Genomic DNA, 24,332 nt, shown 5'->3' on the forward strand with positions numbered 1-24,332 from the left:
TCAGGCGTAGCGATAGGGGCCGCCCGCCTTCAGTGCGGCCTGATAGGCGGGTCGCGCGTGGACCTTCTCGATCCAGGCGATCGTCGCCGGGCGGCCGGTATCGAGACCCGCGCGGTTGCGGGCGGCCTCCAACGGGAAACTCATCATGATGTCGGCGGCGGAGATCGCGTCGCCGGCGAACCACGGCCGCTGCGACAGCTCGCTCTCGACGTAATCGAGATGACGATCGATCATCGGCTGGATGCGGCCGGCGATCGTGTTGCCGACCAGTGGGATGCGCCCGAGGATCAGCTTCACGAGCAAGGGCGGCATCAGCGACCCTTCGGCGTAGTGCAGCCAGAAGCGATAGCGCAGCACCGCATCCCGGTGCGCCCGGGGTCCGAGGCGGCCGTCCGCCTTCTCGACCAGATATTCCACGATCGCTCCGGTTTCGGCGACGATCGTGCCGTCGTCCTCGATCACCGGCGACTTGCCGAGCGGGTGGACGCGGCGCAGTTCGGGCGGGGCGAGCATCGTCTTCGCATCGCGGGCGTAGCGCTTCACCTCATAGGGGAGGCCGAGTTCCTCCAGCATCCACAGGATGCGCTGCGAGCGCGAATTTTCGAGATGGTGGACGATGATGGTCATGACGGCTCCCCTGCATGCGCGCGCCAGATCCATGCCGATGCGGGCAGGACGACGCGATCTTCGATGCGGTAACGCGCGAGCGCGGCGGAGAGACGCGCGCTCAACTGCGGGCGGTCCGCGGCGTCGGCGATCGCCCGCGCGACCGGGCCGATTCGCGTGAGGAACGAGGTGGCTTCGGCGACGGGATCGGTCCCCTCGCCCGCGACATAATCGAACTCGATCGCGGCGGCGGTGATCGCGGTCCAGCCCGTTCGGGTCAGCAGGTCGAGGACGTACGGCATGTCCGCGAAGGCGAACGGACCGGGGGCGTAGCCGATCGCATCGACTGGCGCTCGACCGGTGACATCCTCGACCAGTGCGGCGGCGAAGGCGTTGCGGGTCCGCTCGCGGAAGCAGGAGAAGACGAGCGGTGCGCCGGGTCTGGCGATTGCGCGGAGGCGGGTGAAGGCGGCGACCGGGTCGGCGAAGAACATGACGCCGTGGCGGGAATAGAGGAGGTCGAGGGGCTGCGGCAGCGGGTCGGTCGCGGCGTCAGCGATGCGAAAGCTCGCGGCCGGAACACGGGTCCGGGCGACGGCGACGAGTGGTTCGGACAGGTCGATGCCGGTGATGCGGAGATCCGGCCTGGCGCTGGCGAGCGCCGCACTGGTCGCTCCCGCCCCGCAACCGATATCGAGGGCCGTACCCGTGTGGGGGGCCGCGGCGAGGATGGCGGCGTCCAGATGGCAGGCGAGATCGGAGAGGCTGCGGTCGGTGCGGTGATACTCGGCGGCCCAGACGTCGCCGACGCGGGTTTGCCAGTCCGTCGTAGAAGTCATCGCTTGGGCCTTTGCCGGGTCAGGAGTGATCGGGGCGGGATTGCCGCGTCGCTTCGTTGCTTACAGCGGTGGAAAGTTCGGTGCTGCCATATTTAGCCGAAGTGGAGGAAGTGGAGGCGTTCGCGGGGTCCTCCACTTCGCACCAACGAAAAGGGGGCCGCCGTTGCCGGCAGCCCCCCGATCGACACGCGAAAGGCGTGCCGGGTTCAAACGTCGTCGTCCTCGCCGGGACCGACCATCAGTTCCTCCGCGACCTTGTCGGTGCGCTGACGGATGGCCTTTTCGAGGCGGCCCGACAATTCGGGGTTCTCGCGCAGGTAGGTCTTGGCGTTCTCGCGGCCCTGCCCGATGCGGATCGAATCGTAGCTGAACCACGAACCGGACTTCTCGACGAGGCCCGCCTTCACGCCGAGATCGAGGATCTCGCCAATCTTGGAGATGCCCTCGCCGTACATGATGTCGAATTCGACCTGCTTGAACGGCGGTGCGACCTTGTTCTTCACCACCTTCACGCGGGTGGCGTTGCCGGTGATCTCCTCGCCGGCCTTGATCGCGCCGGTGCGGCGGATGTCGAGGCGGACGGACGCGTAGAACTTCAGCGCGTTGCCGCCCGTCGTCGTCTCCGGATTGCCGTACATCACGCCGATCTTCATGCGCAGCTGGTTGATGAAGATCACCATGCAGCGCGAACGGCTGATCGAGCCGGTCAGCTTGCGCAGGCTCTGCGACATCAGGCGGGCCTGAAGACCGACATGGCTGTCGCCCATCTCGCCCTCGATCTCCGCGCGCGGGACGAGCGCGGCGACCGAGTCGACGACGAGCACGTCGATCGCGTTGGAGCGGACGAGCGTGTCGACGATCTCCAGCGCCTGCTCGCCGGTATCCGGCTGCGACACGATCAGTTCGTCGATGTTGACGCCCAACTTCTTGGCATAGACGGGGTCGAGCGCGTGTTCGGCATCGACGAACGCCGCGGTGCCGCCGCCGCGCTGCGCCTCCGCGATGACATGCAGCGCGAGCGTGGTCTTGCCCGAGGATTCAGGGCCATAGACCTCGATCACGCGGCCGCGCGGCAAGCCGCCGACGCCAAGGGCGATGTCGAGGCCGAGCGAGCCGGTGGAGATCGTTTCGACCTGCATCGTCTCCTTGGAGCCGAGCCTCATCGCGGAGCCCTTGCCGAAGGCACGGTCGATCTGGGCCAGTGCGGCGTCGAGCGCCTTTTGCCGGTCGGTGGTAGCGGTTGCCATGCCGGTGTCGATCACTTTCAGATTGGCGGCCATCAGGGGCTCCCATCGCTAGAGCAAGCGCGTGGCGGGGGCAACGCGTCTGGTTCCATGTATATGGTTTGTTCTCTTGGAACAAGATGGGAACTGCAGGAAGTTCAGGCGCGCCGGGCCGTGAAGAGGAAGGAACGGCGGGCGCGGCACCGCTCTCCCCTCGCGGCTTCGTGCGACAAACTTTTCAGGTCATGACGGTCGCGAGCGTCCACCAGCCCTTCGCGGAGGCCAAGGCGGCTGCGGTGTCGCGGGCGTCGGGCGTGTCGAACAGCGCGAAGCAGGTCGCGCCGGAGCCGGACATGCGGGACAGCAGCACGCCGGGGGCGGCATCGAGCAGCGCGCGGACCTCGCCGATGACCGGGGCGAGCGACCGGGCGGACGCTTCGAGATCGTTGCGGGCGGCCCGGGCGCGGACGAGCAGCGGCCCCTCCCCCAGCGGGCCGCGGTCGATCCCGTCCCAGCCGGCGAAGACCGCGGCGGTGGAGACGGCGACGTTGGGATTGACCAGCAGCAACGGCGTACCGGAAGCGCCCTCGATCGGGATCAACGCTTCGCCCTTGCCGGTGCCGAGCGTGGTGCGGCCGAGCAGGCAGGCGGGCACGTCGGCGCCGAGGCCTTCGGCGATGGCGAACAGCGCAGGCGCGTGCGGACCGATACCGGTCAACCTTGCAAGCGCGCGGAGGGTAGCGGCAGCGTCCGCCGAGCCACCACCGATGCCGGATGCGATCGGCAGGTTTTTGGTGAGTGTGATCGCGACGGGAGGTGTGGTGTGATGTGTGCGGAAGGCGTCGCGGGCGGCGGTCACGAGGTTGGCGGGCGCCGTTCCATTCCCGACCGCGGAGGGAGATTGCAGGACTGCCGCGAAGGGACCTTCGATTTCGAACGAGTCCTCGGAAGCTTTCCCAACGGTGATCGTGTCGCCGTCGGCGGCGAAGGCGAACAGGGTTTCGAGTTCGTGATAGCCGTCCGGCCGGCGATGGCGGACGTGAAGCGCGAGGTTGATCTTGGCGGGAGCGGGTTCTGCGATCATCGCGCGGGTGATGCGGCAGGGGCGGTTCGGGGGCAAGATGAGGTTGCGGAGTTGCGGAAGGCTTCTGGTTGATGTCTGCGCGGGTCCAGCTTTCCTTGTCTGCATCACCCTGTGGCACTCCATACCGGTTCCACCCCGGCGAAGGCCGGGGTCCCGTTTCGCCACTGCCCATGAAACCGGGAGCCTCTGCGGCATCTGGCCCCCTGCCTGCGCGGCGGCACGGGCGTGAAATCAAGCGGCTAGCGCGCCGCCGGGCCGTTCTCGATCTTGGCCGTCAACCGGCCGATCGCTCGCGGCTCCGCGACCAGCGCGGCGGCGCGCCACGCGTAGCGGGCTTCGTAGCGGCGACCGGTGGCCCAATAGACGTCGCCGAGATGGTCGGCGATGTCGGCGTCGGCGGGGCTGTCCTGTGCGGCGCGTTCCAGCAGCGGCAGCGCGCGGGCAGTCTGGCCGGCGCGGTGATAGGCCCAGCCGAGCGAGTCGGCGATGGCCGGGTCCTCCGGCTCCAGCGCATGCGCCTTTTCCAGCATCCGCGTCGCGGCGGCGATATCCTCGCCGCGATCGACGAGACCGTAGCCGAGATAATTGAGGACCAGCGGCTGGTCGGGGCCGAGCGCTACCGCGCGGCGCAGGGCGCGGCGGGCGTCTTTCCACCGATCGGCGGCGTCGAGCGCGGTGGCGTAGCGGAGCCACGCGTTCCAGCGTCTGGCGATGCGGGGATCATCGAGAACACGGGCGTAGATGGGGGCGGCCTCCGCCGGGCTATCCGCCTCGACCAGCAGGTCGGCGAGGCGGACGCGATCGACGAAGGTCGCATCGGTTGCGGCGGCACGGGTGCGAGCGGCGGCGAGCGCCTCCGCCGACCGGTCGCTGCCGCCGAGCAGCGCGATGCGCGCGTCCAGCACCTCGCCCGACAGCGCCTCCTCCGACAGCGGGCCGACGACGGGGATCGCGGCGAGGTTGGTCAGGGCGGCGTCGGCATCGCCGGCACGCGCGAGCTGATTGGCGAGGATCAGGCGTGCCCGCGCATAATCGGGGTCGGCGTCGAGCGCGGCGCGGGCGAGCGACAGCGATAAGGTGCTGGCCTGCTCGCCACGGCCGAGATCCTCCGCCAGCCGCAGGAACAGGCGCGACATGCCGAAGGCGGGGGTCGGCTTTCGACCGACGGGAAGCGGCCGGCCGGTGCCGAGCAGCGCCTGTGCCCGATCCGGTTCGCCCGCGCCGACGAACAGCTCGGCGGCGGCGAGGCGCGGGGCGGGACTGGTGGTGGAGGCGAGGCCGGCGGCCGCGCTCCCCTCGCTCGCGCGACCGGCGGCGATCAGCAGCAACGCACGGTGCTCGGCGACCAGCGGCCGGGCGACCGGGTCGATCGTCGTCCGGTCGAGCAGCGCGACGCCGGCATTGCCGCCCGCCGCCCATGCCTCGATCATCGGCGCGAGGATGCGGAGGCGATCGGTGGAGAGGGCGCGCGTCGCCCGTGTCAGGGCGGCGGCGTCGCCGGCCCGGGCCGCATCGGCGATCGGGAACAGCGCGGCATCGGCGGGCGCGACACCGGCATCGCGCAGGACGGCGGCGGTCTTGCGGACCAGCGCCGCGTCGCCACTCGCGATGCCGGCGCGGAAGGCGCGGATCGCGACGACCGGATCGTCCGGCGACGCCGCGAGGGCGGCGGCGTAGGCGGCAGATGCGGCCGGCCCGTCGCCGTCCGCTTCCGCCGCGCGCGCCGTCAGATACGCGGTGCGGCCGGTATCCGCCGCAGCCGGCGAGGCGAAGGCGGCGGCCAGCGCGATCAGGTTACATGTTCGGATAATTCGGGCCACCGCCGCCTTCCGGGACGACCCAGTTGATGTTCTGGGTCGGGTCCTTGATGTCGCAGGTCTTGCAGTGGACGCAATTCTGCGCGTTGATGACGAACTTCGGGTCGCCGGTGTCCTGCCCGACGATCTCGTAGACGCCGGCCGGGCAATAACGCTGCGCCGGTTCGTCGTACATCGGCAGGTCGTATTCGACGGGCACGTTCGGGTCGCGCAGCGTCAGGTGGACCGGCTGGTCCTCCTCGTGATTGGTGTTCGACAGGAACACCGACGACAGGCGATCGAAGGTCAGGACGCCGTCGGGCTTGGGATAGACCGGTGGCTTGACGAGGTCCTTGCGCCACAGGCTCTCATGGTCCGGGTGATGCTTCATCGTGAAGGGCATCTTCAGGCCGAAATGCTCCAGCCACATGGTGATGCCCGACAGGCCGGAACCGAGGAAGTCGCCGAACTTCTTGACCAGCGGCACGACGTTGCGGACGACCGACAACTCCTTCTTCAGCCACGACGCCTCGAACGCCTCCGGATAGGCGGTCAGCTCGTCATGCTCGCGACCCTGCTGGATCGCGGCGAAGGCGGCTTCGGCGGCCAGCATCGCCGACTTCTGCGCGCCGTGCGTACCCTTGATGCGGGGGACGTTGAGGAAGCCCGCCGAACAGCCGATCAGCGCGCCGCCGGGGAAGACCAGCTTCGGGATCGACTGCAACCCGCCGTCGTTGATCGCGCGCGCGCCGTAGGACACGCGCTTGCCGCCCGCGAGCAACTCCGCGACCGCGGGATGAGTCTTCCACTTCTGCATCTCCTGGAAGGGAGAAATATAGGGGTTGGTATAGCCGAGCCACGTCACGAAGCCGATCGACACCTGACCGTTGGCCTGATGATAGATCCAGCCGCCGCCGTTCGCGTCGTTGCCGAGCGGGAACCCCTGCGTATGGACGACGCGGCCGGGGTGATGCTTCTCCGGGTCGATGTCCCAGAGTTCCTTGACGCCGAGGCCGTAGACCTGCGGATCGCTGTTCGCGGCGAGATCGAAGGTGCGGATGACCTCCTTGGTCAGATGTCCGCGAACGCCCTCTGCAAAGAAGGTGTATTTGGCGTGGATTTCGAGACCGGGCGTGTAGTCACCCTTGTGCGTGCCGTCGCGGGCGACGCCCATGTCGCCGGTCGCGACGCCTTTCACGCGACCATTCTCGTCGAACAGGATCTCCGCCGCGGCGAAGCCGGGGAAAATCTCGACGCCCAGTTCCTCGGCGCGACCCGCGAGCCAGCGGCAAAGATTGCCCAGCGAACAGGTGTAGGTGCCCTTGTTATGCAGGAACGGCGGGGTCCACAGATGGGGCAGGTTGAACTTGCCCTTTGCGGTCAGCACCCAGTGGATGTTCTCCGTCACCGGCGTCTCCGCCAGCGGGCAGTCGGTATCGCGCCAGTCGGGGATCAGCTCGTCCATCGCCCGCGGGTCGATCACCGCGCCCGACAGGATGTGCGCGCCGACCTCGGAGCCCTTTTCCAGCACGCAGACGGCCAGTTCCGCACCGGCTTCGTTGGCGAGCTGTTTCAGACGGATCGCCGCCGACAGCCCGGCAGGGCCGGCACCGACGATCACCACGTCGTAGGGCATCGACTCGCGTTCGCTCATGGCCTCTTCTCTCCAGCGGCCCCGCCGGCGATCCGCCGGGCGTGATGCCGCACCATCCTGTCCAATAAGCCGTTCCGCTACATTGACCGCCGCGTCAACCGTGGAGCATGACGCCCGGCGATGGGGGCATACCGGAATATCGATACGGCACAGTCCGTTCCCGCCGACCGCGCGACGATCGCCAGCGCGATCGCGTGGTGGGCGGAGGCGGGTGTCGACGTGCTGGTCGAGGACGTCCCGCGCGACTGGCTGGCGGCCCCCGCCCCGGCTCCGGTGGCGGTGGAGGCCCCGGCGGCGGATTCGCTGCCCGCCACGCTGGAGGCGTTTCTCGGTTGGAGGGCAGGGTCGAATGCGCCCGAGGCGGCGTGGAGCGGTGTGTCGCTTGCCGCTACGGGTCCCGCCGATGCCAAGGTCATGGTGCTGGTCGATTGCCCCGACCGTGACGACGGCAATGCCGGCGCCCTGCTCGCGGGCGAGCCGGGCAGATTGTTCGACCGGATGCTCGCCGCGATCGGGCTGTCTCGCGAAACGGTGCACATCGCCGCGGTCTGCGCGCGTCGCCCCGCCGCCGGGCGGATGCCCCGCGATATCGAGGCAAAGCTGGGCGAGATTGCGCGCCACCATGTCGAACTGGTCGCGCCGGAACGGCTGCTGCTGCTCGGCGATGCGACGAGCCGTGCCGTGCTGGCGATGGAGCGAATCGATGCGCGCGGTTCTTTGCAGGCGTTTAACCATAAAAGCGGACATACGAAGGTCGTAGCCTCCGCCCATCCGCGGATGCTGATCGAGCGTCCGGCGATGAAGGCCGAAAGCTGGCGCGACCTGCAATTGCTGATGGGGGCAGATCGATGAGCTGCAACATGCGTTTGAGAGCGGCGATGACGGTGGCGCTGGCCAGCCTGCCCCTGCCCGCGATGGCGGCGGAATCGGGCGGCGACCCGTCCGGCGAAACCCGCTCGGCGCAGACGGCGCGGATTCCGACCCAGCTGGATGACGGGCAACGGGCGGCGTATGCACAGGTGTTCGCAGCGATCCGGGCGCAGCGTTGGCAGGACGCGCAGCTGGGGCTGGACGCGATGAAGCCGGGGCCGCTGCACGCGATCGCGCGTGCCGAACTCTACACCGCGAAGGGTTCGCCGCGTGTCGAGCTGGGGCCGCTGGTCACGCTGCTCAACGAAGCGCCCGAACTTCCGCAGGCGGAGGCGCTGCGGCGGCTGGCATCGTCGCGGGGCGCAACCGACCTGCCGCCGCTGCCGGTGGCGCAGCGGCTGATCTGGCAGGACGGCGCCCCCCGCCGCGTCCGTGCGAAGGCGACGAAAAGCGACTTGGTCGCGGCCGATCTCGCACAGAAGATGCAGCCCTACGTCAAGGTCGACGACGGCGCATCCGCCGAGGCGCTGCTGATTCAGACGAGCGGCCTTACCCCGGAGGCGATGACCGAGTGGCAGGCGAAGGTCGCGTGGATGTATTTCCTGCGTGGCGACGACGCCAAGGTGCGCGAACTCGGCGCGCTGGCGGCGGCCGGCAGCGGCGACTGGGCGGTGCAGGGTCGCTGGATGACGGCGCTGGCGGCGTGGCGACAGGGTGACTGCGCAGCGGCGGAGACGGGGTTCGAGGGCGTGGCGGCACGCGCGGGCGATGTCGATCTGCGCGCGGCGGGCCTTTATTGGGCATCGCGGGCGGACATGGTGTGCGCGCGGCCGGACCGGATCGAGGGTCGCCTGAAAGCGGCGGCGCAGTTCGGCGAGAGCTTCTACGGACAGCTTGCGCGACAGGCGCTGGGGATGCGCGGCGCGATCGGTGCCAAGGGCGGGATGCGGGACGCGGACTGGACGCTGCTCGACAAGCGCCCGAACGTGCGCGTCGCGGCGGCGCTGATCGAGGTCGGCGAGGCCGATCTGGCGGACGACGTGATCCGCCAGCAGGCGAAGATCGGCAATCCGGCGGAGTTCGGCAGCCTCGTGAAGCTGGCCGAGACGCTCGACCTGCCGGCGACGACGATCTGGCTGGCGCACAACTGTCCGCAGGGCGTGACGCCGACCGCGGACGCGCGCTATCCAACGCCGAACTGGCAGCCGGACAGCGGCTGGCGCGTCGACAAGGCGCTGGTCTACGCACACACGCTGGAGGAATCGCGCTTTCGGCCCAGGGTGACGAGCCAGGCGGGTGCTTACGGCCTGATGCAGATCATGCCCGCCGCTGCGACCGATTTCGCGCGTGAACGGGGCACGACGATCGACAAGGTCGCGCTCGGCAAGCCGTCGGTGAACATGGATATCGGGCAGCGCCATCTGGAACGGCTGCGCGACATGGGCTTGACGGGCGGGCTGCTGCCAAAGGTGATCGCCGCCTATAATGCCGGGCCGAAGCCGGTCGGAGAGTGGAACACGCTGGTCCATGATGGCGGCGACCCGCTGATGTATATCGAGAGCATCCCCTATTGGGAGACGCGCGGATACGTCACGACGGTGCTGCGCAATTACTGGATGTACGAGACGCAGGGCGGCAAGTCGGCATCGACCAGCCGTGCCGCGTTGGCGCAGGGGATGTGGCCGCGCTTTCCGGGGATGAGCGGCGCGCTGGCGGTCCGGATGCCGTCGCGTGGTGATAGCGGTGTGGCCTATGCCGCGGCTCCGGCCCGGGCCGTCGTGGCTGCCGTCCGGCCGCGGATCGTTCGCGCGCCGGTGGTGACCGCCCCCGCCCCCACGGCGGTCGCGGTGGCGCAGGTCATCGCTCCGGTGCGGGCGGCGGTGACATTGCCGAATGCGGTATCGCCGATCCGGACCGCGGCGCTGGCGATGCAGCCGACGCCGGTGCCGTCCGCCCCCGCGAACAGTTTCGCCGAGAACATCGTGTCCGTCGTGAAGGCGATCCCCGGCACGGTGGCGGCGGCGGCGAGCGCGATGACCGACGGCGACCTGCTGCGGCGGGCGGCGGCGGCCATGGCGATGCAGCCGAACATCGTGAAGTCGGTCACCGCCACGATCGGCTCCAGCGTTCAGGGCGATTGATGGCAATCGACGAGAGCCGCACCTTTTTGCCGGTGCGGATCGCGGTGCTGACGGTGTCCGACACGCGCGGGCTGGCGGAGGATCGTTCGGGCGACACGCTGATCGAACGGCTGACGACGGCGGGCCACGTGCTGGCGGACCGCGCGATCGAGCGGGATGATGTCGACACGATCGTGACGCGATTGCGCAGGTGGATCGCCGATCCGGAAGTCGATGTCGTCATCACCACCGGCGGCACCGGCGTGACCGGGCGCGACGTGACGCCCGAGGCGATCGAGCAAGTCGCCGAGAAGATGATCCCCGGCTTCGGGGAACTGTTCCGCTGGCTGAGCTATGCCAAGATCGGTACCTCCACGGTTCAGTCGCGAGCCTGTGCGTGCGTGGCTGGTGGCACCTATGTGTTCGCGCTGCCCGGTTCGACGGGGGCGGTGAAGGACGGGTGGGACGGTATCCTGCGCGAGCAGTTGGACAGTCGACATCGCCCCTGCAACTTCGTGGAGCTGATGCCGCGATTGCTGGAGCGGTAGCTTGCCGAGGGTCGGTACTCGCCCATCATCGACAATGTTCTTGATACGTTCTGATTGCCATCGTACCATCGCGGCATGGCAAACACCCGGCCCGTGCGCGGTGCGACTCACAATGTGGAGAGCCGGCGATTCAACCTGCCGCAGGTGGAAGCCGACGGAGACTGGCTGGATGAGCGGGAGGGGATCGACGGCGCGCTGGCGCCGCTGAAGACGACGGTCACCGTCGAGCGGCCGCGGACGATCATCAGCCGCAATGCCTCGCCCGACGTGCCGTTCGACCGTTCGATCAATCCCTATCGGGGGTGCGAGCATGGCTGCATCTACTGCTTCGCGCGGCCGAGCCACGCATTCCACGACCTGTCGCCGGGGCTGGATTTCGAAAGTCGGCTGTTCGTGAAGCCGGATGCCGCAATGCTGTTACGCACCGAATTACGAAAGCCGGGCTATGTCGCGCGGCCGATGGCGCTCGGCACCAACACCGATCCGTATCAGCCGATCGAGCGCGAATGGCGGGTGACGCGGTCGATCCTCGAGGTGCTGGCGGAGACGGGTCATCCGGTGACGATCACGACAAAGTCCGACCGGGTGGTGCGCGATCTCGACATCCTCGCGCCGATGGCCGCCAGGGGATTGGCGGCCGTGTGCATGTCGGTGACCTCGCTCGACCCGAAGATCGCCGGCACGATCGAGCCGCGCGCGCCGCATCCCGAACGGCGGCTGAAGGCGGTGGCGACGCTGTCGACGGCGGGGGTGCCGACCTATGTCTCGATCTCGCCGGTCATTCCCGCGATCACCGATCACGAAATCGAGCATCTGATCGAACGCGCCGCGGAAGCCGGTGCGCGCTACGCCTTCTTCCTGCCGGTGCGGCTGCCACATGAGGTCGCGCCGCTGTTCCGCGCGTGGCTCGACGAGCATTTCCCTGATCGTGCGGGCAAGGTCATGAGCGTGATCCAGTCGCTGCGCGGCGGGCGCGACAACGACCCGGAGTTCTTCACGCGCATGAAGGGCGCCGGGCCATGGGCGGAGTTGCTGGGCACGCGGTTCCGGATCGCGTGCCGCAAGCACGGGCTGAACAAGGAGCGGATCGCGCTGCGCACCGACCTGTTCCGCGCGCCGGCGGGTCCGCAGGGGGAGTTGTTCTGAGGCACTCCGGCCCCGGTCGCGCGTTGGAGCGGCAGAAAGGATGCCGATATGACCGATCAGGATCGCGCGAAAACCGAGACGCCGGAGCAGCCCGTCGAGCAGGAGGAATCCGGTGCGGGCTATGGAAACAATGCTGGCGAGCAGGGCGCGGAGAAGACGAAGGAGGATTAAATGATGGCCGTTGGCGGGCGGCGGTTAGCTGAACCCTGCCGCCGCTTGCCTGCTTCAACCAGCGAAAGCTGGGGTCTCTTCGGGTATGAGATCCCTGCAAGCGCTTGAAACCCAGCCTTCGTTGACGTGACGGGGTCGCCGAGGATGGTCCGTCCTAGACTGATGGCTTTGGTGGGGCTGCCGCCTCAAACCTCCGCTAGCACGTAGCCGCGGAAGCGTTCGCGGAGCGCGGTCTTCAGCAGCTTGCCCGTGGCGGTGTGCGGGAGTTTGTCGACGAAGACTATTTCGTCCGGCAGCCACCATTTCGCCACCTGTCCGGTGAGGTGCGTCTGGATGTCCGCGGCCGAGACGTCGCTGCCCGGCTTGCGGACGACGACGAGCAGCGGCCGCTCATCCCATTTCGGATGAGGGATGGCGATGGCCGCAGCCTCGGCGACGCCGGGGCAGCCGACCGCGGCGTTCTCGAGATCCACGGAGCTGATCCATTCGCCGCCGGACTTGATCACGTCCTTCGACCGGTCGGTGATCTGCATCGTGCCGTCGGGATGAAGGACGGATACGTCGCCGGTGTCGAACCAGCCGTCCGCGTCGACCGCATCCTCGGTCGCGCCGTAATAGCGTTTGATGACCCAGGGGCCGCGGACCTGAAGCTGGCCGGAGGATATGCCGTCGCGGGGCAGGACGTTGCCCGCGTCGTCGACGACGCGCAATTCGATGCCGAACGGGATCTGGCCCTGCTTCGAGACGAGATCGAGCTGTTCGTTGCGCGACATCTCGTCCCATTCCGGCGGACGCTGACCGGCGGTGCCGACGGGGGAAGTTTCGGTCATGCCCCAGAGATGCGCGACCTCCATACCCATTCCCATGAGCCGCTCGATCATCGCGCGCGGCGCGGCCGAGCCACCGACGCTGGCATATTTCAGATGTGCGGGCGGGGGATTGCCGGCATCGATATGGCCGAACACGCCGAGCCATACCGTAGGCACGCCGGCAAAATGCGTGACCTTGTAGCGGGTCATCAGGTCACACAGCACGGCCGGGTCATTGACCGCGGAAAAGACATAGCTTGCGCCCGCGATCGGCACGGCGAGCGGCAGGCCCCAGCCGGCGGCGTGGAACATCGGCACCACCGGCTGCACGATCGCGCGCGACGACAGGTTGAAGACCGCGGGCGTGATGACGGTCAGCGCGTGGATGACGGACGAACGGTGCGTATACAGTACGCCCTTGGGATCGCCGGTCGTGCCGCTGGTATAGGCGAGCATGCACGGGTCGCGCTCCGGGCCCTCGGCCCACGCGTAATCGCCGTCCTCCCCCGCTAGCGATTCGGCGAGCGTGCCCGGCCCCTTCCCGTCCATGACCACATAGTGTTCGATGCTGGTCCAGCGATGCTTCAAGCGATCGACAATTGGCTGGAACATGCGGTCGTAGAGAAGGATGCGGTCGCCGGCGTGGTTGCCGATATAGACGAGCTGATCGTCGAACAGCCGCGGGTTGATCGTGTGGATCACGCCGCCCATGCCCATCGCGCCGTACCACGCGACGAGGTGGTTGGCATGGTTCATCGCCAGCGTCGCGATGCGGTCGCCGCGTTGCATTCCGAGACGTTCGAGCGCCTGCGCCAGCCGTTTCGCGTCATGGGCGATGCCGGCCCAGGTTGTGCGGCTCTCGCTGCCGTCCGCCCAACGGGTAACGATCGAGCGGCCGGCATGTTCGCGCGCGGCGTGGTCGATGATGCGCGACACGCGCAATTCCATGTCCTGCATCGATCCCAGCACGCGTCGACTCTCCCGGTCCGCCGACCGGCGGGAGCGCGCGGCCGGATCAGCCGACCAGTTTCAGCCTCGTCTCGGAGGTCTTGAGCCGGGCGGCGGCGACACCGTGCAACGCCTCGATATGTCCCGCAAGCTCCGCATCGAGCAGGAAATCCCGGCCGAGCAGCAACCGGGCTGGGCCGCGATCGGTGGTCAGCGTTGCCCATACCTCTCCGCGTGCCCCGCGATGATCGGACAGTAGCGTGGCAAGCGCGGAAAATGCTGCCTCATCAGTCACTTCGACCTCGATGACGAAACGGGCAGCGGCCGCCAGCGTTTCAAATGGCTGGATTCGCTTGACCGACACGCGCGGTGTTTCCTCGCCCGGGCGACGGTCGAGTTCGACAGTGATGAGCGCGCAGCCGCCCATCCGCGCCGCTTCCTCCAGATCCTTGGCGACGAGATCGTCGAAACAGGTGGCGACGAACTGCCCGCTCGAATCGGACAGCTGCGCCATCATGTAGCGTTTGCCGCGCGCAGAGGTGCGCCAGCGCGCGTCCTCCACCAGCACCGCCATCGTCGCACCGGCGCGTGTGCCATCGTCGGGGATCGTCAACTCGCCGAGCGAGGCGAAGCTGCGCGCGCCGTGCATGTGCGCGAGGTGCGAATGCCGGTCGACCGGATGCGCGGAGAAGTAGAAGCCGAACGCTTCCTTCTCCTGCTCCATCCGCTCCGACAGCGACCAGCGCACCGATGTGGGCAGCTTGATCGCGTCGCCGGCGTGGGCCGTGTCGCCGAACAGGCCGCCCTGCCCGCTGGTCTTTTGTTCGTGCGTGCGCGCGGCGACGGCGAGCAAGGTTTCCGCGACCGCGTGAACGCCGGCACGATTGTCGTCGATACCGTCGAACGCGCCCGCCGCGGCCAGCGTTTCGAGCTGACGCTTGTTCAGGAGGCGCGGATCGACGCGGGTCGCAAGGTCGTCGAGGCCGGCGAAGGGACCGTTGGCGCGTTCGACGACGAGGCGTTCCATCGCGCCTTCGCCGACGGATTTGAGGGCGCCGAGGGCATAACGGACGGCGAGGCCCTCGTCGCCGCCGACGCTGAACGGCTGAACGTCGAAGTCGGGCTGGCTGGCGTTGATGCAGGGTGGCAGCATCGTCACGCCGGCACGGCGGGCGTCCTCGACGAAGATGCCGAGCTTGTCCGTGAGCGCCATGTCGTAGCACATCGACGCGGCGTAGAATTCATGCGGGTGGTGCGCCTTCAGCCACGCGGTCTGATAGGCGAGCAAGGCGTAGGCGGCGGCGTGCGACTTGTTGAAGCCGTAGCCGGCGAACTTGTCGATCAGGTCGAACAGCTCGTTGGCCTTGGCCTTGGGGATGCCGTTCGCCTTTTCGCAGCCCTCGACGAAGGTCGAACGCTGCGCGTCCATCTCCGCCTTCACCTTCTTGCCCATTGCGCGACGCAGCAGGTCGGCGCCGCCGAGCGAATAGCCGGCCAGCACCTGCGCGGCCTGCATCACCTGTTCCTGATAGACGAAGATGCCGTAGGTTTCGGACAGGATGCCTTCGAGCAGCTTGTGCGGATAGACGATCGGCTCCGTCCCCTGCTTGCGGCGGCCGAAGCTGGGGATGTTGTCCATCGGGCCGGGCCGATAGAGCGAGACGAGCGCGATGATGTCGCCGAAATTGGTCGGGCGGACGGCGGACAGTGTCCGCCGCATCCCCTCCGATTCGAGCTGGAATACGCCGACCGTGTCGCCGCGCTGGAGCAACTGGTAGACGAGCGGATCGTCCCATTCGAGCGCGTCGAGCTGGATCGACACGCCGCGCTTGTTCAGAAGCTGCACCGCTTTCTGGAGCACCGACAGCGTCTTGAGGCCGAGAAAGTCGAACTTCACGAGCCCAGCGCCCTCGACATATTTCATGTCGAACTGGGTGACGGGCATGTCGGACCGCGGGTCGCGGTAGAGCGGCACCAGCTTCGCCAGCGGCCGGTCGCCGATCACGACGCCGGCGGCATGCGTCGAGGAGTGCCGCGGCAGCCCCTCCAGCTTGGTGGCGAGGTCCCACAGCCGGCGGACCTGATTGTCGTTGGCGTATTCCTTCGCCAGCTCGGGCACGCCGTTCAGCGCGCGCTTCAGGTCCCATGGGTCGGTCGGGTGGTTCGGCACGAGCTTGGCGAGGCGATCGACCTGACCGTAGCTCATCTGGAGGACGCGGCCGGTGTCCTTGAGCACGGCGCGCGCCTTCAGCTTACCGAAGGTGATGATCTGCGCGACCTGATCGCGTCCATATTTCTCCTGCACGTAGCGGATGACCTCGCCACGCCGGGTTTCGCAGAAGTCGATGTCGAAATCGGGCATCGACACGCGCTCCGGGTTCAGGAAGCGCTCGAACAACAGGCCGAGCTGGAGCGGATCGAGGTCGGTGATCGTCAGCGCCCAGGCGACGACGGAGCCCGCACCCGAACCACGGCCCGGACCGACTGGAATGTCGTGGTCCTTCGCCCATTTGATGAAGTCCGCGACGATCAGGAAGTAGCCGGGAAAGCCCATCTGGACGATCACGTCGACCTCGAACGCCAGCCGTTCACGATACAGGTCGCGCCAGCCCGCCTCGCCCTCGGATTCGCCCTTCAGCGCGCGCAGTTCGGCGATGCGGTCGAGCCGCGCCTCCAGCCCGGCGGCGGCGTCGTTGCGAAGCATCTCCGCCTCGCCGTCGAGGTCGCCGGCCAGTGTCGGCAGGATCGGCTTGCGGCTGGGGGCCATCACCGCGCAGCGTTGCGCGACGATCAGCGTGTTGGCGATCGCTTCGGGCAGATCGTCGAACAGCGCCTTCATCGTGTCGGCCGGTTTCAGCCACGCGTCGGGGCAACTGCGCGGGCGATCCTCCGTTTCGACATAGGTCGAGTTGGCGATGCAGAGCATGGCATCGTGCGCGTCGCCGAACGCACTTTCGGCGAAGCAGCAGGGATTGGTCGCGACGAGCGGCAGGTCGCGGTCATAGGCGAGATCGATCAGCGCCGGCTCGGCGGCCATCTCGACGGGATCGCTGCGGCGGCTGAGTTCGACATAGAGACGATTTTCGAAGAGCGACTGGAGCCGATCCATATAGGCCCGCGCACGGTCGGGCTGATCCTCCGCGAACAGGCGCGCGACGGCACCCTCACCGCCGGCGGTCAGCGCGATCAGGCCATCGGTGTGGCGCGACAGCATCTCGAACGACACATGCGCCGCGAGTTCGATCGGGCGGTCGAGATGCGCGGCCGATACCAGCGCGCAGAGATTGTCGTAACCGGTCGTGTCCTGCGCATAGAGCGCGATCCAGTCGATCGGCGCGGCTACGCCCTCCGGCATGTCCGGTCGCGCGATGCCGAGCATCGTGCCGATGATCGGCTGCACCCCGCCCTTCTTCGCAGCGTCCGAAAATGCCATCGCCGCGTACAGTCCGTTGCGGTCGGTCAGCGCGGCGGCGGGGAAGCCCAGCGCCTTTGCCTGCGCCGCGATCGCCTTCGGCTCGATCGCGCCATCGAGCATGGTGTATGACGAAAAGACGCGAAGTGGCACGAACCCGGAATGCATCCCCCGGAAGTAGGCGCTGGCGAACGATTCGACCAGCGTCGGAACCGTGCGTGCGACGGGCCGTTCGTCGCGGCATCCCAACAGGAGCATTATGATGACCGACACACCGCGCGCGATGGAAGGATTGCGCACCAGGGGGATCGGCGCGGGGTGGGGCTGGATCCTCGCTTACGGGGTCCTGTCCGTGGTGCTCGGCATCCTCGCCTTCGCGGCGCCGTTCGCGGCGACGTTGGCGGCCACGCTTGTCATCGGCATTTTCCTCATGGCGGCGGGGGTGACGTCGATCATCGCCGGCATCGTCGGCAAGGGCCATGAAAGCCGGGCCTATGCGATCCTCTTTGGCCTGTTGTCGCTGTTCATCGGTGGCGTCATGATGTTCGAACCCGCAACGGGCGCACTGTCGCTGGCAATGCTGGTCGCCGTATGGCTGGGCGTGCGGGGCGTGATGGAACTGGTGTTCGGGTTCCGCATGCGACGCGGCCGGGGGATGATGGTCGTGCTGGGTATCGTCAATCTCGTGCTGGCCGGCTTCGTGCTGGCAACGCTGCCGTGGTCGGCGCTGACGTTGCCGGGATATGTGCTGGGGATCAGCTTCCTGCTGGGCGGCGCGACCTCGATCGGGGCAGCGCTGGCGCATCGGAAGGGCGAGCCTGCGTTCGCGGTGTAGGCGGCGCGGCGAGTGTGAAGTGCGGTGGGACAGATCCGCGGGCGGTATTGCCTGCGGTCGCGCCCCGTGTCGCCCTGAGGGCGCGCCACCTTCCGGTGCCGGGGACGTTTCAGAGGAGGGCTTCGATGTCCTTGGTCAACTCTTCCGGCTTGGTCGTGGGTGCGTAGCGGGTAACGCGGATGCCGTCGCGCGAAACGAGGAACTTGGTGAAGTTCCACTTGATCGCCTTCGATCCGAGCAGGCCGGGCGCGGCGGCCTTCAGGTCCTCGAACAGCGGATCGGCCTGAGCGCCGTTGACGTCGATCTTCGCCATGACGGGAAAGTCGACGTCGTAGGTCAGCGAGCAGAAGTTCGCGATCTCCGCCGCGTCGCCCGGCTCCTGAGCGCCGAACTGGTTGCAGGGGAACGCCAGCACCGACAGCCCCCGACCCGCATAGGTACGGTGAAGCGCCTCCAGCCCCTCATATTGCGGCGTGAACCCGCATTTCGACGCGGTGTTGACGATCAGCAGCACCTTTTCCGCATAATCCGAGAGCGGCACCGGCGTGCCGTCCGCGGCACGGACGATATGGTCGTGGATCATGTCGTGGCTCCCCCGGGGCGGGCGTCATGGCGTGCGAGCAGGTAGCGCAGATTAGCCCTCACCCCTGGCCATTCGCGGTCGAGGATCGAGTAGACGACGGTATCGCGCAGCCGTCCATCCGCCATCACCTGATGCCCGCGGAGCACGCCGTCGCGGCGCGCGCCGAGCCGCTCGATCGCGGCCTGGCTGCGGATGTTGAGCTGGTCGGTGCGAATCTGCACGCACTGGCAGTCCATCGCGTCGAACGCGTGGGTCAGCAGCATCAGCTTCGCCTCGGTGTTGATGCCGGTGCGCTGCGCAGACTTCGCGTAGAAGGTCCCGCCGATCTCCAGCCGGCGATGCTGTTCCGCCATCCGCATCAGCCGGGTCGTGCCGACGACGGTGCCGGCCGCATCCTCGACCGCGAAGATCAACGCGCGGCCGTGATCCTGTTCGGCGAAGGCGGCGGCGAACCAGCGGTCCGGCACCTTCATCATCGACACGTTGGCGTAGAAGATGTCCCAAAGATCGCCCGCGGATGCGGCCGCGACGAGAGCGGCTTCGTCCTTGCGGACCAGCGGGCGGAGCGTGACGTGGCGGCCGGCGAGCGTCGGCACCTGCCGCCAGAGGCTCACCGTAACCGGCCCTCGTGCAGGCGGACGACGCGGTCCATCTTCAGCGCCAGTCGTTCGTTATGGGTGGCGACCAGCGCGGCCGAGCCTTCGCCGCGGACCAGCCGCAGGAACTCCGCCAGCACGATGTCGGCGGTGTGTTCGTCGAGATTGCCGGTGGGCTCGTCGGCCAGCACCAGCGCCGGCCGGTTGGCAAGCGCGCGGGCGACGGCGACGCGTTGCTGCTCGCCCCCCGACAACTGGCTGGGCCGGTGCGTCAGCCGGTGGCCGAGGCCGAGTATGGTCAACAGGTCGCGCGCGCGGGCGAGCGCGGCATCGCGCTCCGCGCCGTGGATGAGCTGCGGCAGGACGACATTTTCCGTGGCGTCGAAGTCGGGCAGCAAATGGTGGAACTGATAGACGAAGCCGAGCCGGTCGCGGCGCACCACGGTGCGGCCGGCGGCGTCGAGGCTGGCGGCTTCTTCGCCGGCGATGCGGATCGAGCCTTCGAACCCGCCCTCCAGCAGGCCGACCGCCTGAAGCAGCGTCGACTTGCCCGAGCCCGAGGCGCCGAGCAGCGCGACGATCTCGCCGGGCTGCACCGCGAGGTCGACGCCGCGCAGGACGTGGATCGTCTCCCCGCCTTGCGTGAAGCTGCGCGCGAGACCGGAGGTCTGGAGGACCGCATCATTCATAGCGCAGCACCTCGACCGGATCGGTGTTCGCCGCCTTGAACGACGGATAGAGCGTGGCCAGAAAAGTCAGGACCAGCGCCATGATGACGATCAGCGTGATCTCCGCCGGATCGGGCTTGGACGGCAGCGTCGTCAGATAGCGGATCGACGGGTCCCACAAATTCTGGCCCGTCACGAGCTGCACGAAGTTTACCACCGACTGGCGGAAGAACAGGAAGATCGCGCCCAGCAGCAATCCGGCAACCGTGCCCAGAACGCCGATCGTCGTGCCCACCGTGATGAAGATGCGCAGCATCGCGCCGCGCGTCGCGCCCATCGTGCGCAGGATCGCGATGTCGCGTGTCTTGGATCGCACCAGCATGATGAGCGAGGATGCGATGTTGAACGCGGCGACGAGGATGATGATGCACAGCACGACGAACATCGCCACCCGCTCCACCGCCAGCGCCTCGAACAGCTGCGCGTTGAGCGTACGCCAGTCGGCGATGACCGCGCCGCCGTTCAGCCTTTCCTTCAGCGGCGCGAGGATCTCGCCGACCTTGTCCGCGTTCGTCGTCGTCAGTTCGACCATGCCGACCTTGTCGCCCAACAGGAGGAAGGTCTGCGCATCCTCCATCGGCATCAGCACATACGCCTTGTCATAGTCGTAGATGCCGATTTCGAAGATCGCCGCCACCTTGTAGCTGACGATGCGCGGGACGGTGCCGAACGGCGTCGACTGACCCTGCGGAGAGATGATCGAGATATCGGAGCCGATCGTCGCGCCGAGGGACTCGGCGAGGCGCGATCCGATCGCGACGTTGTTCGATCCCGGCGTCAGGCGGGCGAGCGATCCCGCGATCAGACCGCGGCGGATGCCGGCGTTGGCGCGGATGTCCGACACCTGCATGCCGCGCATCAGGATGAATTCGGAGCGGCCGTTGTAGCTGGCGAACAGGGGCTGTTCGATCAGGGGAATGGCCGACACGACGCCGGGTGTCGCCTTCGCCTGCGCGGCGATCTGGCGCCAGTCGGCGAGGCGGTTGCCGTAACCCTGCACGACCGCGTGGCCGTTCAGCCCGACGATCTTGTCGAAGAGTTCGGCGCGGAAGCCGTTCATCACGCTCATCACGATGACGAGCGCGGCGACGCCGAGCATGACCGCGCCGAGGCTGAAACCGGCGACGAGCACGATGAAGCGCTCACCTCGTCCCGGCAGCAGATAGCGGCGGGCGATCATCCGTTCGTAGCTGGATAGGATCATGTCGCCGCTGGCTGTAGCACGCCCCCGCCCCCAAGCAACCTGAACGGATCTGTTGCGTCGAATCCACACGTCGCGACCAATCGTGTCGTGGGAGCCGCAAGGCTGGTGACAAAGTGAGGGAGGCGACCTAGCACTGACCTCGCTGAGACACAGGCAACGGCCGTGGTTCGGGGAATGCTCTTACGCCGCCAACAGGCCGGGCGAGAGCGGGAAAATGGGGGCTGACGAGCGATCGTCACGCAGGCGCCCGGGTCGGCAACGATCCGGGCGTTTGCCGTCTTACCCCATCTTCCCGCCCCACCGGCGATACGCGTGCCGGCGCGATACCGACAGGGGTGCGGGAGCTTCCAGACTGCGGCTCCCCGCCGGTATGATCGATGTGTATTCGAGCGAAGCTGAACGGCGGGTTACGGTCGCGCGCCGTTCAGTTCGTCTGTTTCGTCGTGCCGGGCTCGTCCTGATATCCACATAGCGGCGAGCCAACCGACCGACGCGCATGCGCCACCGCGGACGTCGGTCTTGGAACGGCATCCACGGTGGCGATTGGCGCACCAGAATCTCGCGATGCTACATCGTCGGCTCAGAAACTCCGCGACACCGTCAGGCCATAAGTGCGCGGATCGCCGGGCTGGCCGACGACCAGACCCGTACTGCCCGATTGCAGCGCCAGCACCTCGTAATAGTTGCGATCGAAGGCGTTGCGGAGCCAGCCGAACACGTTCCAGCTATCTTTCGCCTTGAAGCCCAGCCGGAAATTGCTGAGCGCATAGCCGTTGATGTCCGTATACAGCGACCGCGACGGGTTGGACGAGAAGCGCGAGCGGTAGCTGCCGTCATAGCCGATGTAGAATTGCCCATCGAGGCCGGCGACCCGGGCCGGCAAGTCGTATTCCGCGCCGTAGGAAAACGCCCATTTCGACACGCCCGGCAGACGTTGGCCGGAAATGTCGCATGCGGCCGGACTGACCGTGCCGGTGCCTGCGGGGGTCGCCGGACTGGTCGCCGTCGCGGTGGTGCCGCCGGACAGTTCGGGCGGGCACGGCGCGTCGACGAACTTCACATATTTCGCGTCGGTCCATGCGCCGTTGACGTAGACGTTGAAGCGGGAGGTCGGGCGAAACGCGCTGTCGAATTCGATGCCACGCGTCCGGACCTTGCCTGCATTCGCGAGATACCCGCGCAGCACGCCGAGCTGGCCGTTCGTCACCGTCGCCTGATAATCGTCGATCTCGGTCCAGAACGCCGCGAGGTTCACCGTCGCGCGGCGGTCGGCGAACTGCGTCTTCAGGCCCAGCTCGAAATGGTTGACCTTTTCCGGGTCGACCGTCGCCGCCGCGAGGATCGGGTTGTTGCTGCCGTCCAGCGGCAGGCCAGACAGGTTGATGCCACCCGATTTGTAGCTGCGCGCGTAGGTCGCATAGGCGTGGATGTCGGGCGTGACGGTCCAGGCGGCGGTGATATCCCCCGACACGTTCCAGTTGTCGAACGACGGCTCGTAGGTCTGCGGCGCCAGCACGCCGCGCTGGTCGCTGGTCAGCGTCGTGCTGCCCGCGCCGTTCGTGACGACCGAGACGTAGGACCCGTCCTTCTTGTCGTAGTTGACGCGCAGGCCAGGCGAAATCGAGAAGGCGTCGCTGGCGTGCCACGTCAGCTTGCCGAACAGCGCCGCCGACGTGTTGGTGAAGCCGATCGTATTGCGCGAGGTCAGGCCGTTCAGCGTGGCAGGGTTGCGTCCGCCCGCGCTGGTCGGGTTGAGCAGGAAGGCGCTGGCCGCGGGTCCCTGCACCTGAAGTCCCTGCGTATCGATCTCCTGATAGAAGTAGAATGCGCCCAGCGTGTAATCGACGGCGTTCGTACCGTTCGATCCGATCCGCAGCTCCTGACTGAACTGGCTCTGCTGCGAGGGATTGGCGGAGACGGTGGTGATCGGCAGGCCAATGAAATCGCGGTCGTTCGACGGGTCCCAATGCCAGAACCGCCACGCCGTCACCGACGTCAGCGTGGATGCGCCAAGATCCCAGTTGGCGACCAGCGACAGCCCGCCGAGCTCCTGCTTCGCGCGCAGGTCGGTATCGACGTCGGTAACGCGGTCGAACGCGTTGGTCGATGGGACGACATAGGCCTGCGCCGCCGCCAGCGCGGCGTACTGGCGGATCGTCGGTCGCTGCGTCGCGCCGGTGCGGGCATAATACTGGACGCAGCAATTCGGGTTCTGGCGGTTGTAGTCCGCGTAGAGCGTCAGATCGAGATCGGGCGTCGCGCGGAACAGCATCTGGCCGCGCAGGCCGAGATTGTCCTGACTGTTCAGATACTCGTCGGTGCGGACGTTGTAGATCGTACCGCGGCGCGTGGTGACCGACGCGGACAGGCGCGCGGCGATGCGATCCTCCACCAGCGGACCGCTGATCGAGGCCTTGCCCTGAAAGAAGTCGAGATTGCCGCCGCTGAACTCCACCCGCGCCTCCGGCGTGAAGCTGGGCGGACGCGTGGTGATGTTGATCGCGCCGGCGGTGGTGTTCTTGCCGTACAGCGTCCCCTGCGGCCCGCGCAGGATCTCGATCCGCTCGGTATCGGTGAAGTCGAACGTCGCCGAGGCGATGCGGCTGTAATAGACCTGATCGACATAGATGCCGACGCCCTGCTCGATCCCGTCGTTGGTCAGCCCGAACGGCGCACCGAGCCCGCGGATGTTGGCGGCTGAATTGCGCGGGTTGGTCGAATAGAACTGCAACGTCGGCTGAAGCTGGGTGATGCGGCTGACGTTGTAGGCACCCGTCTCCGCGATCGCTGTGCCACCGATGACGGAGATGGCGATCGGCACGCTCTGGACCGTCTCGGCGCGACGGCGCGCGGTGACGACGATATCGCCGCCCGGACCGGCGACGGCCGGGCCGGTGCGGCCGACTTCGCCCGCGGCAGGTGCCTCGTCGGGCGCGGTCGCCTGAACACCGGGACTGACGGGCGCAGGCTCCTGCCCGGCGGGCGGCGCAGCGATCTGGCCGGCGAGCAGCAGGGCAAGCGTCAACGACATCGGTATCTCCCGTGAACCTGCGGCCAAACTCCACCAATTTACTGGATGTTCAACGAAGCTTCGTCTTGGGATGCGCGAAGTTCAGCTTTGCGAGATCGAAAATTCCTCGTTTACCGGGTCTTGAAGGTC

The 24,332-nt window shown here is 67.6% G+C and carries 19 protein-coding genes; 6 read left to right on the top strand and 13 right to left on the bottom strand.

The annotated features are described in order from the left end of the window. The 6 genes from ASG07_RS05770 to ASG07_RS05795 form a co-directional block, all read right to left on the bottom strand. On the bottom strand, positions 1-627 hold the full coding sequence (locus ASG07_RS05770) for a glutathione S-transferase family protein (protein WP_055843450.1): 627 nt from the start codon (positions 625-627) through the stop codon (positions 1-3). Beyond that, entirely contained in the window at positions 624-1,445 is an 822-nt protein-coding gene (locus ASG07_RS05775) for a class I SAM-dependent methyltransferase (RefSeq protein ID WP_055843452.1), read from the bottom strand. The genes ASG07_RS05770 and ASG07_RS05775 overlap by 4 nt, the downstream gene beginning before the upstream one ends. Before the next feature lie 206 nt (positions 1,446-1,651). Beyond that, positions 1,652-2,725, bottom strand: coding sequence for a recombinase RecA (gene recA / locus ASG07_RS05780; RefSeq protein WP_055843453.1), 1,074 nt, complete (start codon positions 2,723-2,725; stop codon positions 1,652-1,654). Between the two features lie 181 nt (positions 2,726-2,906). Continuing rightward, on the bottom strand, positions 2,907-3,752 hold the full coding sequence (locus tag ASG07_RS05785; RefSeq protein WP_055843455.1) for a 4-(cytidine 5'-diphospho)-2-C-methyl-D-erythritol kinase: 846 nt from the start codon (positions 3,750-3,752) through the stop codon (positions 2,907-2,909). A 239-nt stretch (positions 3,753-3,991) separates the two neighbouring features. Continuing rightward, positions 3,992-5,572, bottom strand: coding sequence for a tetratricopeptide repeat protein (locus ASG07_RS05790; protein ID WP_055843457.1), 1,581 nt, complete (start codon positions 5,570-5,572; stop codon positions 3,992-3,994). After that, a complete protein-coding gene (locus tag ASG07_RS05795; RefSeq protein WP_055843460.1) occupies positions 5,547-7,202 on the bottom strand; it encodes an electron transfer flavoprotein-ubiquinone oxidoreductase in 1,656 nt (551 codons plus the stop codon). The genes ASG07_RS05790 and ASG07_RS05795 overlap by 26 nt, the downstream gene beginning before the upstream one ends. Positions 7,203-7,322: 120 nt before the next feature. On the opposite strand from ASG07_RS05795, the gene ASG07_RS05800 reads away from it, so the two are divergent. The 5 genes from ASG07_RS05800 to ASG07_RS18010 all read left to right on the top strand — a co-directional run bounded on the left by ASG07_RS05800 (position 7,323) and on the right by ASG07_RS18010 (position 12,057). Beyond that, entirely contained in the window at positions 7,323-8,054 is a 732-nt protein-coding gene (locus ASG07_RS05800; RefSeq protein WP_055843462.1) for a uracil-DNA glycosylase family protein, read from the top strand. Positions 8,055-8,062: 8 nt separating this feature from the next. Next, entirely contained in the window at positions 8,063-10,213 is a 2,151-nt protein-coding gene (locus ASG07_RS05805) for a lytic transglycosylase domain-containing protein (RefSeq protein ID WP_082474604.1), read from the top strand. After that, positions 10,213-10,740 carry a molybdenum cofactor biosynthesis protein B gene (gene moaB, locus ASG07_RS05810; protein ID WP_055843464.1) on the top strand — a complete coding sequence of 176 codons (528 nt, stop codon included), beginning with the start codon at positions 10,213-10,215 and terminating at the stop codon, positions 10,738-10,740. The genes ASG07_RS05805 and moaB overlap by 1 nt, the downstream gene beginning before the upstream one ends. A gap of 75 nt (positions 10,741-10,815) precedes the next feature. Beyond that, positions 10,816-11,886, top strand: coding sequence for a PA0069 family radical SAM protein (locus ASG07_RS05815; RefSeq protein ID WP_055843466.1), 1,071 nt, complete (start codon positions 10,816-10,818; stop codon positions 11,884-11,886). A gap of 48 nt (positions 11,887-11,934) precedes the next feature. Beyond that, positions 11,935-12,057 carry a hypothetical protein gene (locus ASG07_RS18010; RefSeq protein WP_269082627.1) on the top strand — a complete coding sequence of 41 codons (123 nt, stop codon included), beginning with the start codon at positions 11,935-11,937 and terminating at the stop codon, positions 12,055-12,057. A gap of 185 nt (positions 12,058-12,242) precedes the next feature. On the opposite strand, the gene ASG07_RS05820 is transcribed toward ASG07_RS18010, so the two are convergent. Both ASG07_RS05820 and dnaE read right to left on the bottom strand, forming a co-directional pair. Beyond that, the gene (locus tag ASG07_RS05820) at positions 12,243-13,823 is read right to left on the bottom strand and encodes a long-chain fatty acid--CoA ligase (RefSeq protein ID WP_055843468.1); all 1,581 of its coding nucleotides are present in this window, start codon (positions 13,821-13,823) and stop codon (positions 12,243-12,245) included. A 58-nt stretch (positions 13,824-13,881) separates the two neighbouring features. After that, the gene (dnaE, locus tag ASG07_RS05825; RefSeq protein ID WP_055843963.1) at positions 13,882-17,394 is read right to left on the bottom strand and encodes a DNA polymerase III subunit alpha; all 3,513 of its coding nucleotides are present in this window, start codon (positions 17,392-17,394) and stop codon (positions 13,882-13,884) included. A gap of 94 nt (positions 17,395-17,488) precedes the next feature. On the opposite strand from dnaE, the gene ASG07_RS05830 reads away from it, so the two are divergent. Further along, positions 17,489-18,061, top strand: coding sequence for an HdeD family acid-resistance protein (locus ASG07_RS05830; RefSeq protein ID WP_055843965.1), 573 nt, complete (start codon positions 17,489-17,491; stop codon positions 18,059-18,061). Between the two features lie 109 nt (positions 18,062-18,170). Here the strand turns inward: ASG07_RS05830 and ASG07_RS05835 are convergent, their stop codons facing one another. From ASG07_RS05835 to ASG07_RS05855, 5 genes are all read right to left on the bottom strand, one after another. Next, positions 18,171-18,644, bottom strand: a complete 474-nt coding sequence (locus ASG07_RS05835) for a glutathione peroxidase (RefSeq protein WP_055843471.1) — start codon at positions 18,642-18,644, stop codon at positions 18,171-18,173. Next, the gene (locus ASG07_RS05840) at positions 18,641-19,258 is read right to left on the bottom strand and encodes a GNAT family N-acetyltransferase (protein WP_055843473.1); all 618 of its coding nucleotides are present in this window, start codon (positions 19,256-19,258) and stop codon (positions 18,641-18,643) included. Before ASG07_RS05840 ends, ASG07_RS05835 begins: the two co-directional genes overlap by 4 nt. Next, entirely contained in the window at positions 19,255-19,929 is a 675-nt protein-coding gene (locus tag ASG07_RS05845; RefSeq protein WP_055843474.1) for an ABC transporter ATP-binding protein, read from the bottom strand. The genes ASG07_RS05840 and ASG07_RS05845 overlap by 4 nt, the downstream gene beginning before the upstream one ends. Beyond that, positions 19,922-21,172, bottom strand: coding sequence for a lipoprotein-releasing ABC transporter permease subunit (locus tag ASG07_RS05850; protein ID WP_055843477.1), 1,251 nt, complete (start codon positions 21,170-21,172; stop codon positions 19,922-19,924). Before ASG07_RS05850 ends, ASG07_RS05845 begins: the two co-directional genes overlap by 8 nt. 580 nt (positions 21,173-21,752) lie before the next feature. Further along, on the bottom strand, positions 21,753-24,203 hold the full coding sequence (locus ASG07_RS05855) for a TonB-dependent receptor (RefSeq protein WP_055843479.1): 2,451 nt from the start codon (positions 24,201-24,203) through the stop codon (positions 21,753-21,755). Between the last annotated feature and the right edge of the window lie 129 nt (positions 24,204-24,332).

It is taken from the genome of Sphingomonas sp. Leaf343 (assembly GCF_001423765.1).
In the GTDB taxonomy this organism is placed as follows: Bacteria; Pseudomonadota; Alphaproteobacteria; order Sphingomonadales; family Sphingomonadaceae; genus Sphingomonas.